The organism is Frankia sp. AiPs1 (genome assembly GCF_023716945.1).
Lineage (GTDB): Bacteria > Actinomycetota > Actinomycetes > Frankiales > Frankiaceae > Frankia.
This window is the reverse complement of the sequence record NZ_JAMQQF010000017.1, coordinates 5,665-21,391: the sequence shown is the minus strand read 5'-3', so window position 1 is coordinate 21,391 and position 15,727 is coordinate 5,665. Positions and strand designations below refer to the sequence as shown.

At 69.3% G+C, this 15,727-nt stretch carries 11 protein-coding genes; 4 read left to right on the top strand and 7 right to left on the bottom strand.

The window, feature by feature from the left end:
- Window positions 1-31: 31 nt before the first annotated feature.
- Genes ND748_RS04060 through ND748_RS04050 form a run of 3 tightly spaced genes read right to left on the bottom strand, consistent with a single transcriptional unit; the run spans window position 32 to window position 3,866 of the window.
- Complete coding sequence (locus tag ND748_RS04060; RefSeq protein WP_251744093.1) at window positions 32-505, bottom strand: OB-fold domain-containing protein; 474 nt, start codon at window positions 503-505, stop codon at window positions 32-34.
- Window positions 502-1,638 carry a nonspecific lipid-transfer protein gene (locus ND748_RS04055; protein ID WP_251744091.1) on the bottom strand — a complete coding sequence of 379 codons (1,137 nt, stop codon included), beginning with the start codon at window positions 1,636-1,638 and terminating at the stop codon, window positions 502-504. Before ND748_RS04055 ends, ND748_RS04060 begins: the two co-directional genes overlap by 4 nt.
- The gene (locus tag ND748_RS04050) at window positions 1,635-3,866 is read right to left on the bottom strand and encodes an acyl-CoA dehydrogenase (protein ID WP_251744089.1); all 2,232 of its coding nucleotides are present in this window, start codon (window positions 3,864-3,866) and stop codon (window positions 1,635-1,637) included. The genes ND748_RS04055 and ND748_RS04050 overlap by 4 nt, the downstream gene beginning before the upstream one ends.
- Before the next feature lie 232 nt (window positions 3,867-4,098).
- Between ND748_RS04050 and ND748_RS04045 the strand changes: the two genes are divergently transcribed.
- Window positions 4,099-4,716 carry a TetR/AcrR family transcriptional regulator gene (locus ND748_RS04045; protein WP_251744087.1) on the top strand — a complete coding sequence of 206 codons (618 nt, stop codon included), beginning with the start codon at window positions 4,099-4,101 and terminating at the stop codon, window positions 4,714-4,716.
- Between the two features lie 358 nt (window positions 4,717-5,074).
- On the opposite strand, the gene ND748_RS04040 is transcribed toward ND748_RS04045, so the two are convergent.
- Window positions 5,075-5,671 carry a DUF6461 domain-containing protein gene (locus tag ND748_RS04040; RefSeq protein ID WP_251744086.1) on the bottom strand — a complete coding sequence of 199 codons (597 nt, stop codon included), beginning with the start codon at window positions 5,669-5,671 and terminating at the stop codon, window positions 5,075-5,077.
- Between the two features lie 103 nt (window positions 5,672-5,774).
- Here ND748_RS04040 and ND748_RS04035 point away from each other — a divergent pair, with 103 nt between their 5' ends.
- A complete protein-coding gene (locus ND748_RS04035; protein ID WP_251744084.1) occupies window positions 5,775-6,803 on the top strand; it encodes a fructosamine kinase family protein in 1,029 nt (342 codons plus the stop codon).
- A gap of 98 nt (window positions 6,804-6,901) precedes the next feature.
- Here the strand turns inward: ND748_RS04035 and ND748_RS04030 are convergent, their stop codons facing one another.
- From ND748_RS04030 to ND748_RS04020, 3 genes are all read right to left on the bottom strand, one after another.
- Window positions 6,902-7,489, bottom strand: coding sequence for an NADAR family protein (locus ND748_RS04030; protein WP_285901571.1), 588 nt, complete (start codon window positions 7,487-7,489; stop codon window positions 6,902-6,904).
- A 143-nt stretch (window positions 7,490-7,632) separates the two neighbouring features.
- Window positions 7,633-8,682 carry a phosphotransferase family protein gene (locus tag ND748_RS04025; RefSeq protein WP_251744081.1) on the bottom strand — a complete coding sequence of 350 codons (1,050 nt, stop codon included), beginning with the start codon at window positions 8,680-8,682 and terminating at the stop codon, window positions 7,633-7,635.
- A complete protein-coding gene (locus ND748_RS04020; protein WP_251744079.1) occupies window positions 8,679-11,264 on the bottom strand; it encodes an aminoglycoside phosphotransferase family protein in 2,586 nt (861 codons plus the stop codon). Before ND748_RS04020 ends, ND748_RS04025 begins: the two co-directional genes overlap by 4 nt.
- Before the next feature lie 176 nt (window positions 11,265-11,440).
- On the opposite strand from ND748_RS04020, the gene ND748_RS34920 reads away from it, so the two are divergent.
- Window positions 11,441-11,821 carry a hypothetical protein gene (locus ND748_RS34920; protein ID WP_374215839.1) on the top strand — a complete coding sequence of 127 codons (381 nt, stop codon included), beginning with the start codon at window positions 11,441-11,443 and terminating at the stop codon, window positions 11,819-11,821.
- A gap of 120 nt (window positions 11,822-11,941) precedes the next feature.
- Window positions 11,942-15,727, top strand: a 3,786-nt coding sequence (locus ND748_RS04015) for a TIR domain-containing protein (protein ID WP_251744078.1), incomplete at its 3' end; no start/stop codon positions are given.

The following is a 15,727-nucleotide window of genomic DNA, read 5'->3' as shown; positions in this document are numbered from 1 at the left end:
CCGGCTCGCACCGCAGGAGCCCCACGGGCGGTCATGCGGTGATGAACTCGACCACGCTCTGCCCGCCGTCACCGACTGCTACCACGTCGGCCTTGACGGGTAGGCCGACCCTGATCTCGTCCAGGGGTACTCGGACGACGCCGGTGATGCGGATGTCGGCCTGTTCGGCGAGTTCGACGAGCGCGACGGCGTAGGGGACCTGGTGGCCGGGGACGGTGGCCTGACGTATGACGATGAAGCTGTAGATCGTTCCCTGGCCGCTGACCGGTTCGAAGGCGACGGGGCCGGCGCAGTGCCGGCAGGTTTCCGTCGGCGGCTGCTGCCAGGTCCGGCAGCGGGTGCAGCGGGCGACGGCGAGCCGGCCGTCGTTCAGGGCGCTCCAGAACCCGGCGCTGTCGGGGTCGGGTCGGGGGACGGGGGCAGGCAGGGGGTTCGCGGTGGTGGCGGTGGCAGTGGTGGGGGCGGCGGCAGCGGTGGTGGTGGCGGTGGGGGTGGGGGCGCTCACGGGCGTTCCTTCGCGTAGATGTTGGCGCCGCCGCCGGGGCCGCCCCCGGCGGTGACCAGCGCGAGGCGGGCGTCGGGGACCTGCCGGTTCTCGGCCTGACCGCGTAGCTGAAGGGCGGCCTCGTAGTGGTGGTTGAGCCCGTGGATGTAGCCCTCGGACAGCAGCCCGCCGTGCGGGTTGACGACGACGTCGCCGCCGTAGGTGGCGCGCCCCTTGGCGAAGAACTCGCCGACGGTGCCGGGCTCGCAGAAACCGAAGCCTTCCATGGTGGCCATGACCGTGTAGGTGAAGCAGTCGTACATGCAGGCGACGTCCATGTCGGACGGGTTCAGGCCGGTTTTTGCCCACAGTTCGGGGCCGGCCTTCGCCGAGTACATCTGGCTCATGTCGGGCCAGGCGGTCCAGCCGGAGGCGCCGTGGTGGTTGACGGAGTCGACCAGCCACACGGGCGGCTGGGCACAGTCGGCGGCGACGTCGGCCCCGGCGAGCAGGATCGCGACGGCGCCGTCGACCTCGGCGGTGCAGTCGAAGACCCGGAACGGTTCGTTGATCCACCGGCCGGCGAGGTAGCTGTCCATGGTCAGCGGCTCGCGCATCACGGCGTGCGGGTTCACGCTCGCGTGCGCCCGCTGCTGGATCGCGATGTGGCCGAGGTCCTCGCTGGTGGAGCCGTACAGGTGCTGGTGACGGCGGGCCCACATGGCGAACCACTGCGGCGGGACGATGAAGCCGGCGGGGGCGTCGAACTGGAACTCGCCGGCGATCTCGACCGGGCCGTCCACGGTGCCCAGGCGGTGGCCGGAACGGCCGTTGAGCGAGCGGTAGACGAGGACGGACTTCGCCAGCCCGGCCTCGATCACGGCCGCCGCCGTGGCGATCTGGTCGGCGACCAGGTTGCCGCCGCCGAACGCCGCCGAGCCCCACGTCAGCCCGTCGAGGCCGAGACCCCAGGCGACCTCCTGCGGGAAGCAGGAGTCGTTGGACTGGTAGGTGGACATGCCCTCGACGTCCCGGGCTGCCAGACCGGCGTCGGCGATGGCGGCGCGGGCCGCTTCGACCGCCATGGCTCTGGGGGTACGACCGGACCGACGGGAATAGCCGGTGCGGCCGATGCCGACGATGGCAACGGTCATGAGGTGCCTCCTCGGGCACGTGACGACCCGGCCGGGGCCTGCGGCTCTCGCGGCAGCCCGAGCAGGCTCTCGGCGATCTGGGTACGGACGATCTCCGATGTTCCGCCGGCGATCGTCAGGCATCGGGTGAACAGGTAGTCGTGGGCCCAGGTGGGTTCCTCGCCGAGCACCCCGGCCAGGCCCGCGACCCGCATGCCGAGGTTGACGATCCGCTGGGAGTGCTCCCCGACCACGATCTTCGCGATGTTGCCTTCGGGACCGGGCTCGGCGCCGGCGAGTGCCCGGTCGATCTGCTGGAGGTTCAGTGCGTGCAACGTCTGGGACTCGCTCAGCAGCAGCCCGGCCTCGCGCAGCACGCCGTCGTCGACGGCGGTGTACCGGGACAGCAGGTCGAGCAGGGCGGCGGCCTCCAGGGTCACGGGGTTGCCGCCGATGGACAGCCGTTCGTTGGCCAGCGTCGCCCGGGCGACGCGCCAGCCGCCGTTGACCATGCCGACGACGTCGGAGTCCGGGACGAAGACGTCGTCGAGGAAGACCTCGTTGAACATCGTCTCACCGGTGATCTCCCGCAGCGGCCGGATCTCCACTCCCGGCGCCGCCATGTCGATGATCATTGCGGTGATGCCCTTGTGCTTGGGGGCGGCGGGGTCGGTGCGGACGGTCGCCAGGCCCCGCTGGCAGTTGTGGGCGTCGCTGGTCCAGACCTTCTGCCCGGTGACGAGCCAGCCCCCGGCGGTGGGCCGGGCCCGGGTCGTGACCGCCGCCGCGTCCGACCCGGCGCCGGGTTCGCTGAACAGCTGGCACCAACGCAGCGTGCCCTCCAGGCTCGGCCAGAGCAGGCGTTCGCGCTGCTCGTCCGTTCCGTGCTGAAGGATGGTCGGCAGGACCCATTCGCCGAGCCCGAGGGTCTGGCGGGGCAGGTCCGGCAGTTCGTCCTCGATGACGAGCTGTTCGACGGGGTCGGCGCCGCGGCCGTAGGGCTTCGGCCAGTGCGGCACGACGTAGCCGGCGCGGGCGGCGACGCGCTGGCGATCCCGCGCCGTGGCTGCCGTGTAGGCGGCCCAGAACTCCCGCGCCTGGCGGCGGTAGGTGTCCGCCTCGGCCGGCAGGTCGAAGCCGGCGCCGTGGGAGTGGCCCGCGGCGCGCAGGTCGAGCACCTCGCGGGCGCTGTGCTCGACCGGACCGAAGAAGGCGGCGAGCGCGGTGGCCCGGCGGTAGTAGAGGTGGGCGTCGTGCTCCCAGGTGTAGCCGACGCCACCGTGCAGCTGGATCGCCTGTTGGGCGATCCGGACGTACGGAGCCAGCGTCATGGTGGCGGCGACGGCGGCGGTGAGCGTCGACTCGTCGGCGGCGCTGTCGTCGGCGGCGCTGGCGCTGTCGTCGGTGGTGCTGTCGTCGGTGGTGCTGTCATCGCTCGCCCCGCGGGCCGCGTCCCAGACCGCCGCGGTGGCGAGTTCCGTGGCGATGAGCATGTCGGCGCAGTGGTGCTTCACCGCCATGAAGCTGCCGACCGGCCGGCCGAACTGCTCGCGGACCTGGACGTACTCCACTGTCCGGCGTAAGCAGGCCGCCATTGCCCCGGCGGCCTCGGCGGCGGCGAACAGCCAGCTCAGCCGGCGCAGCTGCCGGCGCCCACCGGTGAGCACCGTGGCGGCCCGGCTGTTGTCGCACTGCAGCCGCAGCAGCGGAAAGGACGGATCGAAGGTGTCCTTGACCGGGGCGAGGACGAACTGGTCGCTGCCGGTGACAAGGACGACGTCGTCGCCGACGGCGACCAGCAGGAGCGTGGCGTCGGCGCTGCCGAGCACGGTGCCGGTACCGGTCAGCCGCCCGTCGGCAGCGGCGATGTCGGCGCCCAGGGCGAGGGCGGTGCGGGTCGTGCCGGCGGCCAGCCCGGGCAGGAGCGCCGCCCGTACCGAGGCCGGGGCGGTCGCCTGGATCGTGGCAGAGACGATCATGTCGGCGAGCGCGGTCCCCGGGGCCACGGCCGCCCCGAGCTCGGCGATGACGACCACCGCCTCGAGCAGCCCGGCCCCCGCGCCGCCGTCCTGCTCGGCGAGGTGCAGGCCGAACCAGCCCAGCTCGCCTGCGTTGCGCCAGTAGCCGGGCGGCCCGGTCAGCTGACCTTCCAGCGCCCTGCGGGCGTCGCCGAGCGCGTCGGTGTCGCCCAGGACGGCGCGGACACTGTCCGCCAGGCTCCGGTGCTCCTCGGTGATGGCCAGCGCCATCAGATCCCCTCCCGTTGGACGTACTCCGATTAGTGGCAGTCGACTGTCAGGTCACTGCGCCGATGTTAGAGCCGGATCCAGGTGGCAAGCAAGATTGTGGTCGGAAGGAGCGGGCCACTGATGACATCTCACTGTCGCGAGCTGGCCGTTTCGGGTGGGCTGGCTACCCACCGTCACACTAGGATCAGGAGAGTCGCGTCAGGTATTCGCGTCAGGTATCGGAGGGTCCGCGATGGCGCCAGGTGACCGTTCCCAGCGGGCGAGCCAGGCCGCCGCCACGCGTCAGGCGCTCATCGACGCGGCCCTGGAACTGTTCGCCGTTCGCGGCTACGACGCCACGACCACCGAGGAGATCTCGGCGGCGGCCGGGGTCTCCCCGCGGACGTTCTTCCGCCACTTCCCGACGAAGGAGTCGGTGCTGCTCTTCGGCCGGTACGACTTCATCCAGGCGTTCGTCGGCCTCTACCTGGCACAGGCCGACGAGCTCGGTGAACTCGACGCGGTGGAGGCGTCCCTGTTGGCCCTCGCGCCCGGGCTCGCCCGTATCAGGGACCGGATCAGGACCCATCACCGGGTCGTGGCCTCGTCGCCCTACCTGCAGGGCCGGGAGAAGGCCGGCCAGGAGGACAACACCGCCACGGTGGCCCACGCGATCGCGACCCGCCGCGGCCTGCCGACCCCCGACACCTCCTGCCAGATGCTCGCGGCGATCACCCTCGTGGTGCTCGACCACGCCACGACCCGCTGGCTCGACACCGCGACCCGCGCGAACCTCGGCACCCTCCTCGAGGAGGAGTTCACCGTCCTGCGTGGACTGGTCCGCGGCTCGGCGTTCCCGACGCCCCGCTGAGGCGGACCCTCGGTGGATCAGGACGGAGCAGCGGCCGGATGGTTTCGGGGGATATCAGGTGCCTGGGGTCTGGCCGGTGTCAGCGCCGGCGCCGGCGCCGCCACCGACACCGGGGCGCGGACATCTCGGGAGCGCCGGCGGGGTGGCCGTGAGCTCAGTGTCGCGCCGGCCGCTGTCACCGGCATCGACACCGGTAGCGAGCTTCAGCGAATCCATCCAGGGCTGGCGCTGGCCGCTCTACGCAAAGCTCGTGGACGTGACCTCGGATACCTGAACAGGTTGATGGTCTGAATCTGCGTATGGCCGACTGCCGTAGAATTCGTAGTGGTCGGCTCACTCCTGGATGGAACTGTGCAGATCAGTGGGGACCAAGAATTCCTCCGAGTAGGGTTCCCTCAAGTGCAGCGGCCGTTACTTGTGTGTTGCTGATGCGGTCCGCCAGGGCCAGCGAAGCCTCGGCGAGAGGAATGTACCGGTGTTCCCCGTCGCTGCTGCGAATGATTCCGACTTCGTTCATGAGGGGCACCAGGGTACCCGGCTGAATGCCGCCGCGACGCTCGGGAAACAGGGGGTCGAAACTGGTGAGAAGTTCGCCGTTTTCCGCGAGATTGAAAGATCTGTCTCCGTTGATGTTTGCTTGAACCGAGATGGCAGTCGTGCCGGTCGACAGTGGGAGAAGGACTCCGAGGGTGGTACCTGCCCATCCGTTCGGCTCGACGGCGACTGTCCAATTATCGAACCTACGAGTCAGGGCTACCACACATTCGCCTCCTCCATGCTCGAAGTCGATTTCGATGGCCTCGCTGAGCGTCATTGGCCGAAGAGTCTTCGGATTCGCTCCGAAGTGGCGCAGCGTTTCGTGCTCGTCGACTCCCTGTACATATGTAAGGCAGAAGCCCGCCCGTAGGTCGTGTTGTTTCAACCAGTGGTAGTCGGCGGCCGTCGCCTCCCGCATGTCTCTCCTTCCACGTCGACCCAGGTCGGTGGCCAGATGATATGGCCGTGGTCGTCGAGCGTCCTGGCGATGCGCGCTACGCCGACTTGTCAGGATGGGGACCATGTGGGTGCCGTTGCCGCTGGGGGAGAGGCTGTGGGCTGAGGTGGGTTCGCCTCGGCGGGCTCGCCGGCTGGGTAGCAGTCCAAGGTCACGGGTGTGGCGGGTGGAACTGTCCGGCACACCCGCGGTGGTCAAGCAGCTTGTCGGCGGACCGGGGGCCACCGAGAGGTATACCCACGAGGTGGCCGCGTTGACGCTGGTGTCCCGCGTTGACCCGCCCGTGGCGCCGAGGCTTCTCGGTACCGATTCGGACGAGCGGGTCCTGGTTCTGGAATATCTGGAGCATCAGCGGCCGCGTGAGGACTGGGTGGTCGCGTACGCCGAGGCGCTGGCTCGGCTCCACGCTTCCGCAGGACGCGAGGACAGCGGCGTCCTGGCGGGCTGGTCCGGTCCGACCCAGGACGACGTCGACTTCTTCCTCCGGCTGTCCCGGACACTCGGCGTTGCCGCGCCGCTTGGGGTACGCGCCGAGCTGGACGACCTCGTGGAGCGCCTGGGCCGCTCGTCGGGGAGCGCCTTGCTGCACGGCGATCCTTGCCCGGGTAACGATCTGCACACCAGTAGCGGTGTCAGATTCGTCGATTTCGAGCAGGCGGCGCTGGGTGACGGGCTCATCGAACTCGCCTATCTGCGTATCGGGTTCCCGACCTGTTGGTGCGTTACCGCCCCGCCGCGGCCGTTGCTGGACGCGGCGGAGGCTGCCTACCGTGCGGCCTGGCGCCAGCAGACCGGTCTCGATGTCGCAGACGATCTCGCCGACGCGTGTGCCGGTTGGCTGCTGAGAGGCGATGCGCTTGTCGAGCGGGCCCGGCGTGGAACCCGTGACCAGCTGGCCAGGATTGCTCGTCGGGACTGGCGTTGGGGCACGGCGACGGCGCGCCAGCGGCTCATCCATCGCCTTGGAATCGTCGGCGAGATGACCGCTGGCGGTGGTGAGCTGGAAGGGCTGGGGCAGCTCACCGCGGCCATGCGTGACAGCATGCTCACCCGCTGGCCCTCGCTGCCCCCGCTGCCCGCGCGCCGGCCATGAAAGCCTCCGGCCGGAAAGGGCCATGAACCAAAAGCTGCCCGATTCATGAGGTGCCCGCTGGTTGCGCTGTGGCCGGAGGTCGCCGGCATAGCCCAAGGTCATAGCTTCGCGACGCGGGCCCGAACCTCCATCAGCGCGAAACCGAGAAGATTAAGGCCCGGCCAGGCGTTCGGTCGGCCTGATCGTTCGTCGTCGGCCGCCACACCGATTCCCCAGATCCGGTCCACCGGACTCGCCTCGACCAGCGTCCGTTGACCGGTGTGCACAAGGAAGTCCCGCAATGCGGGATGCTGACCGAATTTAGCGGTGTTGCCGCGCACGACGATGTTGTAGCGGGCGTCGGACCAGGTCTCCTCGTCGAAGTCGCGAACGTGGCGGCCCAGCGCCTTCGCCTCACCCGGGCTCGCAGCGACAAGCACGCGCTCGGCGACGGTCTCATCGCCGAACAATCGTGCCTTCTGCTCCATCATGAAATGCTCCGCGCTGCGGTAGACGATGCCATCGACGGTGAACTCAATCGGCCACCACTGGCTGAGGCAGCCCTTCCCTATGCCGCCGTCAGCGGCCGGCCGGTGACCCCAGAAGAACAGGAAGTTCGGCAGATCACCCGTCTCCTGGAGCCTGCGTAGGTCGTCCACCGACCGGGGCCACTCCGCGGCCCGGGGCCACACATCGAAATCCGGCATGCGATGAACTTGCCAGGTTCCTGCGACGCCAGCCAGTGCTTTCTGTTCGGATGCGTGCCCCACGGCTTCGTCGAACGATCCAGCAGTGGGTGCGCTCCTGCACGGGTCACGCCGGGGCATCTGATCTTCGCTGGTGGTTCGGTTCACCGAGTGGCGCGTACCCGCCGTTCAACCCCGGGCCGATCGGGGGTGTGGCCGGTCTGCCAGACGGTGTGGGCGGCGGTCAGTTTGGTGGTGAGCTTGTCGAGGAGCGCGGCCTCGGCGGAGGGGGATTCGGTGTGGGCGGTGATCAGTTTGGTGTAGCGGACGGTGTCGACGATCGCTGACTTGACCCGCTCGTGGGCCAGATACGTCGCGAGGTCGGCGGTCCACGCGAGGGCGGCGTCGGCGGGGACGGCGGCGCGCCAGGCAGCGCGGGCGGCGTCTTCTTCGTCGGGTTGGTAGGCCATCTTGTGGAGGTGGACGGCGAGGTCGTAGACGGGGTCGCCCCAGAGGGCGAGTTCCCAGTCGAGGAAGTAGGTCACCTCCGTATCGATGATCATATTTTTGCGGTGGATGTCGGTGTGGAGGAGCCGGAACGGCCTGGGGGAGAGGGTCTGCCAGCGTTCGAGGATGATCTCGAACGGGTCCGCGGGGAAGCCGAGGGAGTCGAACAGGTGGCCGAACTCGTCGCGGAACCGGGTATGCACGTCGATGGTGATGGCGGAGAGCTGATGCGCGAACGTCGCCGTGCCGCCGTCGGTGGGCCAGCCTGCTGGCAGGGTTGGTAGCTGCTCGAGGGGAACCTGGCCGAGCTGGCGGAACAGTTCGCCGACATCGCGGATCACATGGTCTGGCACCCGTTTCCCCCGTGGCGTTACCGCGTCGAGTACGTCTCCGGTGATGAACTCGACCACCTGGTAGGCGGGGTCCGCGTTGGCGCGGAGCAGCCGCGGGACCCGGCCGACCACGGGGTTGATCGCTTGGACGACGGCGGCCTCGGGCCAGATCGTCAGATCCATGGTGTCCGCGCCGGGGATCGGGATCCGGACGACGACCGGTCCGTCCGGGGTCTCGACCCGCACGTTGTGGTTGTAGAAGCCGGCGCTTCGGTCGGTCCGGGCCAGCGCCACGCGGTAGAGCTCGTCGGGATCGCTGCTCGTGGCCGCGGAGGCCTCGTCGGCTGGCGGGTTCGCGGGCGCGGGGACGGTCATCGGGCTGCCTCGTCGAGGCCGAGCAGGTCGCGGACGAACACGTCGATTCGGCCCTTCACGTCGTCCAGTGTCGTGAGTGGCTGGATGGCGTGTTCGGCGCGCTGGCAGGCCTGCGTCACGTCTCCGTCCTCGATTCCCAGTTCCCGCAGCGCGATGCCGGCAGCCATTATCAGCGTCGGGTACACCTCGGCGGCCTCCAACTCGCTCACCGCCCACGTCATGGATGCCCGGGCGACGTCGAGCTGGCCGCGTCGGACTTCCAGTGCCGCCCCGTACAGTCTGGCGCGGGCAAGTCCGGAACGGTAGCTGGCCCGGGTCAACGCTTCGACCGCGTCGCTGAAGGCGACCTCCGCGTGGTCAAGGCGGCCGAGCCGCAGTGAGGCGACGGCGATGGCCGTGTGGCACTTGCCGAGTTCGTGCTGGGCGCCGATCTCGGTCTGGACCTCGATGGCAGCCCTCGCCTCGGTGAGTGCCGTCTCGGCGTCGATGAAGGCGAGTAACTCGGCCCGGTTGGTTTTGATGTTGGCGTTACCGAGGTAGGACCGGGCTGTCTGATAATGGGTCGCGGCCTCGTCGAGGAGGCGCTGCGAGGTGGCGAAGTCGAAGGCGAACCGGTGGGCGAGGTGGCGTAGCCGGGCGACGTCCCCGCGAGCCTCGGGGTGGCGCCGCGCGGCGATGGCGTCCAGTTCGGTCGCGAACCGTTCGGCGTCGACGAAACGGCCCTGGCACATGTGCAGGTCGGCGGCCCATAGGCCCGCGCCCATCCGGGCGGTGTCGTCGTGGCCGCTCCACACCTGGTGGTAGAGCGTCAGTGCCTCGGAGGTGCGTCCGGCGATGCGGCGTGCCTGGCCGGCCGCGACGGCGAACCGGGCGCCGACTGGGGTGCTGGTGTTCCATGTCTGGTCGGGCGTCAGCTCCAGCGCCTTGGTGGACTCGCCGCTGCGCAGCACCGCCTCGACGCCGAGAACCTGGGCGGTCTGCGTCAGCTCGGGGGTGGCTTTGGCTGGGTTGTCGCGCAGGAACTCGCGCAGGTCGGCCAGTACCCCGTCGGCTGCGCTCTCGGAACCGCCGCGGACCGCGACTTCCGCCAGGTCGAGCAGTTCCGTCCCGGTCACCTCTCCGATGGGAAGCGCGTGGAAGACCATCTCCCGGAACGCGATCGGGTCTGCCAACATCCGCCCGTCCACCGTCCGGGAAGCCTCCTGGCCGGTGATGCCGCCGTCCTCGGGATCCTCGAAGGCCCGCCGTGTCCAGGCGTCGCGCAGGTGCCGGTGCAGCTCCAGCCGGGCCGGTTCCGACAGCCGGTCGCGTAGCGCCTGCGCCATGAGCTGATGGAAACGCGACTGCGCGCCCGCCGGGTAGACGAACGAGTACGACGAGATCGACTCCCAGGCCGTCACATGACCTGGCAACTGCAGCGCGGCCGTCAACGCCCGGAAGATCTCCAGATCGAAGATCCTTGCCACCCCGAGAACCTCGAGTGTCCGGACCTCGTCGGGACCGACGTGCTGGAGGAAGCGTTGCAGGATTTCCCGCTGGGTTGCCGCGACTCGTGCCAGGCGCGGTCCGGTGGCGTCGCCGTCAGAGCCAGAGTCGTCTTCAGCGCCAGAGCCGCCGGTGTCGACCGCGAGGTGCAGGTAGAACGGAAGCCCAGCGCTCGCCGCCGCCAGCCGCTGCCGTTCGCCTTCCTCGGCGATCCCGGATGAGCCGAGGAGCGCCAGGCGCGCCTCCATCGGCAGCCCGTCGATGGAGCAGGTACGGATGAGTCCGCGCCAGTCGGCGTCGTAGATGTCCCAGCGCAGCGGTTCCCTTCCCGCGATCACCACCAGCCCGCGGTCGAGCTGAGCGATCAGGTCCCGCAGCCAGACGTCCGCGAGCTGGGTGCGCCCCGAGCGCGTCGGTTCCGGGACCAACGCCTCGTAGGTGTCGATCGTCAGCACATAGGGACGCCTCTGCGAGGCGGCCCGCAGATCCTCGGCGAACAGGAAGGTCACGGCGTCGACGACCTCGGCGTTCGGAAGGTCGTCCAGCGATGACAACGTTTCGTCATGGCGGATGCGGGACCGGCGGCGGGCATCGGTCGCCACCTTCTCGGCGGCCTTGAGAAGACCGAGCGCCGTGCCGAACACCGGTAGCCCGGCCACCGAGTCGACGATCTCCGTGAGGATCCCGCTGTCCTCGACGAACGGCAACGTCTCCCGACTGATCCGCAGGTGCGGGTGAATTCGCTGCCACAACACCGCGTAGGCAAGGTCGAACCGATCGAACCGCACACCCTGCCCGCCCAACTCGGCGCGCAACACCGCGAGAGCGTCCTCCTGCTGCCGCATCGCCGGCACCTGAAGATCCAACGATGCCGCCCGCCAACCCTCCGGTGCCCGAACCCGCAACTCCCGTAGCAGCCGAGACTTCCCGATCCCTCCGACGCCCGTCACGTTCAACACCCGCGGGGACGAGGCTCTGCCGGCGAGTGCGTCCCGAACCCGGCCGATCTCCTCTTCGAACGCTCGCAGCAGCGGTTCCCGATCCACGAACTCCCGCTGCAACGCCGCAACCCGACGAAACCGCGGCCTGATCGCCATACCCCAGCCTCCGACAGCCGACCGCCCCCGATCGCCAGCGTGACCTAACGATCGCCCTCCGCATCGAACCACGCCGGCATGCCTTTCTCGGATCAAAACGTTCAACTCGGTCTCTCGTGGGCCGTGCTGAGCGCGCGGCGCACGGTGCTGGCGGGCCACACTGAGATCGTCTTCCACTGGCCTTCTCACCGGACGGCTCGCTGCTGGTCTCCTGCTCCACCGACCAGACCGTGCGCGTCTGGGACCTGGACACCGGAACGACAGTCGCGGTCCTCGGCGACCATTCGTCCTGGGCGCGTGGCTGTGTCTTCTCGCCGGACGGATCTCTGGTGGCGTCGGCATCCGAGGACACGACGGTCCGCTTGTGGAACACCGATGGCGCGACCACTCGCACCGTTCTCCGTGGGCACGACGGGCCGCGGATCATGGTGCAGGTCCACCACGTCGGCGCTGTCTTCGGGGGCGCCGGCGAGGTAGAGGCGGATGATGGCGGGTTCGGTGGGCGGCGGCCGGGGCTGCCTGCAGACCTTCCGCGAGGCACTGTTCGGGGTCCTTGATCGCTATCCGCGCCGCACAGTCCGCCTTGCCCACCAGGTCGGCGTGGTGGTGAGCGCCGTCAAACTGACACTCCCCGCTCCGTCCACTCTGGGCTGGATGCGTGGTGTCACACTGGGGGGATGGGCGTCGGGGGCGCCGCGCGCGGCGGTGACGGCTGGGATTTCTTCGTTTCCTACACGCAGCCCGACCAGCCGTGGGCGGAGTGGATTTCCTGGGTGCTGGAGGAGGTGCAATTCCGAGTTCTGGTGCAGGCATGGGACTTCCCGCCAGGGTCGAACTGGGTGGAGCAGATGCGCCGCGGTGTGCGTGCGGACCGGACGGTGGTGGTGCTCTCCAATCGCTACCCGGGTTCCCGGTATGGGGCGGCGGAGTGGCGGCAGGCATGGCTGCATGATCCGGCTGGCGATCGGCGGAAGGTACTGGTTGTACGAGTAGAGGACTGCCGACCACCGGACGTCCTTGAGCAGGTCGTGTACATCGATCTGGTGGGACTCGGGCACGAAGAGGCCCGCGACCGGCTGCTGCGGTCGATTGACGCGGCCGTGCACAACCTGAGGTTGAAACCGTCGGAGGAGCCGCCGTTTCCTGGAATGTCTCCGAGGCCTGGCGTCGCGGGGGTGCCGCAGGCCGCTGGGAGAACGCTGGCCCGGCGGCGTCCCTCGGCCGAGCTGCTCCCGGGGCTCCCGGCTCGCTACGTGCCGCGGGACGGCGAGGTGGCCGCGGTATGCCGGCTACTGACCGATCCTGCAGGGGAAACCACGGTCGGGATTGTCGGGATGGGAGGGGCGGGCAAGTCGACACTCGCCCGCGCCCTGATCCACCAGGAGCAGGTGAAGGCTGCCTTCACGGACGGGATCCTGTGGGTGGATGCCAGCCCGGACATCGACCTGACCACACTGGTGGCTACCGTGGTCTCCGCGTTCGGAGATCCCGCGCCGTTGGTTGGCCTCAGTGACGGGGTCGCACGGGCTCGGCGGCTGCTGGCCGGGGCGGCGTGCCTGATTGTGGTCGATAATGTGTGGTCCGTGGAGGTGCTCCGCGCCCTCCCCCTGATCGCGCCTGCCCGACTGCTCGTGACCACCCGGAGCCGAGACAGCCTGTTCACCTCCAGCGAGGTCTACCTGGTGGGCGGCGTGGACAATGGCGCGGGCCGGCAGCTGTTAGCCCGCTACGCGGGCTGCCAACTCGACGAACTTCCGGCCGTCACCGAGGAAATCTTGACACGTTGTGGCGGGCTGGTTCTTGCATTGGCCCTGGTTGGCGGCATGGTCGGCGAGGGTCGGCCCTGGGTAAACGTTCTCGAACGCCTACGTCGAGCGGATCTAAGCCGGCTGACGGGCCGATTCCCGGACTACCCGTCTACCGACCTCCTCGCCGCGCTGGACATCTCCGTGTCCACCCTCGACGATAACGGCCGGGACCGGTTCACCGAGCTTGCGATCTTCCACGGACCCGTTCCCGCTGCCGTGGTGATACGGCTGTGGCAGATCACCGCCGGCTTGGATGACCTCGACGCCGATGACCTTCTCCGGCTCCTCGGCCGCCGATCCCTCGTCCAGATCGACCCACGCACCGACCAGGTCACCGTGCATGACCTTCTACTCGACTACGCACGCGCCGCCATGCCCACCAGCAACCTCGGCAGGATTCACCTCCTCCTCGCCGCCGATCTCCTCACCCGTTGGGGTGGGCTCGGCAAGGGACTGCCACGGCTACGCGACCAGGCACGGCTCGACGACATCGACCAGTACGGAACCGATGCCCTCGTGAACCACCTTCTCTCTGCCGATCGCGCCGATCTGGTCGATGAACTTCTGACGGTGGAATGGGACGCCGAACCCGGGCGGGCCCACAACGCCTGGTATACCGTCCACGAAAACCTTGGCCAAACAGACACCTATCTCTCGGACGTACGCGCGGCGTGGCGGCATGCCGCGGATCATTCCCGCCTCGACGGTCTGAATCGGCAGGCATTCTACGCACTCATCATCGGATCGATCAGCAGCATTGCCGCGCGTATGCACCCAGATCTGCTCGTCCGCGCCGTCGCTCTGCGCGTCTGGCCGCTGCCGCGGGCGCTGGCCTACGCGTTGGCCATCCCGATGCCAGAAGGCCGCGCTCAGGCGCTGACCGGACTGATCATCCACCTCGACGCAGAGAAGCGTCGCACGGTGTTGGACCAAGCCCTCGATGCCGCGATCCACATCAGCGAGCCGCAGTCCCGGGCGCGGGCACTGGCCAGGCTGGTCACCCATCTCGACGTGGATCGGCGGCGGGCGGTGCTGGACCGGGCACTCGACGCCGCGGACCACATCGACCATCCGGATGACCGAGCGCGGGTCCTGGCTGGCTTGGCCGCGGACCTCGATGCCGATCAAGTCGTCCGGGCTCTCGACGCTGCGGCGCGCATCGACGCGTTGGATGCCCGGGTGCGGGCATTGGCCGGGCTGGCGGCTTACCTGGAGGCGGCTCAACGCCGCACGGTGCTGGACCAGGCCCTCGACTCCACGATCCGTGTCGTCCAACCACTCACCCGGGCGCGCGCCCTGGCTCTGCTGGCCGCACACCTCGACGAAGACCAGCTCAGCCGGGCGCTTGATGCGGCAGTGCGCGTTGTCTGGCCGACCGCCCGCGCGCATGCACTGGCCGGGCTGGCAGGGCAGCTCAATGCCGATCAGCTCGCCCGGGCGCTGGATGCCGCCATCCGCATTGACGGGCCGGATGCCCGCGCGCGGGCGCTCATCGGGCTGGCACCGCGTCTCGACGCCATGCAGCGTCATACCGTGATGAACCGGGCACTCGACGCCGTAGCACGCATCAACCATCCGGACGACCGAGCGCGGGCGCTGGCCGGGCTGGCCGCGCATCTCGCCGGCGACCAGGTTGCCCGGGCGCTCGACACCGCCATCTCCATCGACCGCCCGGAAGCTCGTAGTCGTGCGCTCATCGGGCTGGCATCGCACCTCGATGTCGAGCAGCGTGGCATGGTGCTCGATCAGGCTCTCGACGCCGCCATGCACATCAATCGCCCAGGCGACCGTGCGCGGGCGATGGCCAGGCTAGCAGTACACTTCGACGCCGCGCGGCGTCGCGCGGTGCTGGATCGGGCTCTGGAGGCTGCCAACCACATCAGCCGCCCGGTCGACCGCGCTCAGGAATTGGCCCTGCTGGCCGTGCATCTCGACGCCGACCAGCTTGCCCGGGCGCTCGACACCGCCGTCCGCATCGACCATCCCGACTCTCGGCTCCAGGCGATGGGCGGCCTGGCAGCCCATCTCGACCTTGAGCAGCGTGGCGCGGTGCTGGATCAGGCTCTCGAGGCCATCACCCGCATCGACCACCCCGCCGCCCGGGCGCGGGCGCTTGCCGGTCTGATAACCCTCCTCGGCACCGACCAGCCGGCCCGAGCCCTTGATGCAGCCACCCGGATCAGCAAGTCGGAAGACCGCGCATGGGCACTGGCCCGAGCCCTTGATACAGCCACCCGGATCAGCAAGTCGGAAGACCGCGCACGGGCGTTGACCGGGCTGGTCGCCCAACTCGACGCCGACCAGATGGCCCGAGTCCTTGAGGCGGTCACCCGCTTCGACTGGCCGGGCGACCGGGCACGAGTGCTGGTCGGGCTGGTCGCCCATTTCGAGGGCGAGAAACGTCGTGTGGTGCTGGAGCAGGTTCTCGCTGCGGCTGTTGGAATTGACCGGCCGGACGCTCGTGCGCATGCGCTGGCCGGGCTGATAGCCCATTTTGAGGGCGATCAGCGTGGTGTGGTGCTGGAGCAGGCCCTCGCCGCCGCTATTCAGATTGACCGCCCAGTCGACCACGCGCGGCTGCTGGTCGGGCTGGTCGCCCATTTCGAGGGCGAGAAACGTCGTGTGGTGCTGGAGCAGGTTCTCGCTGCGGCTGTT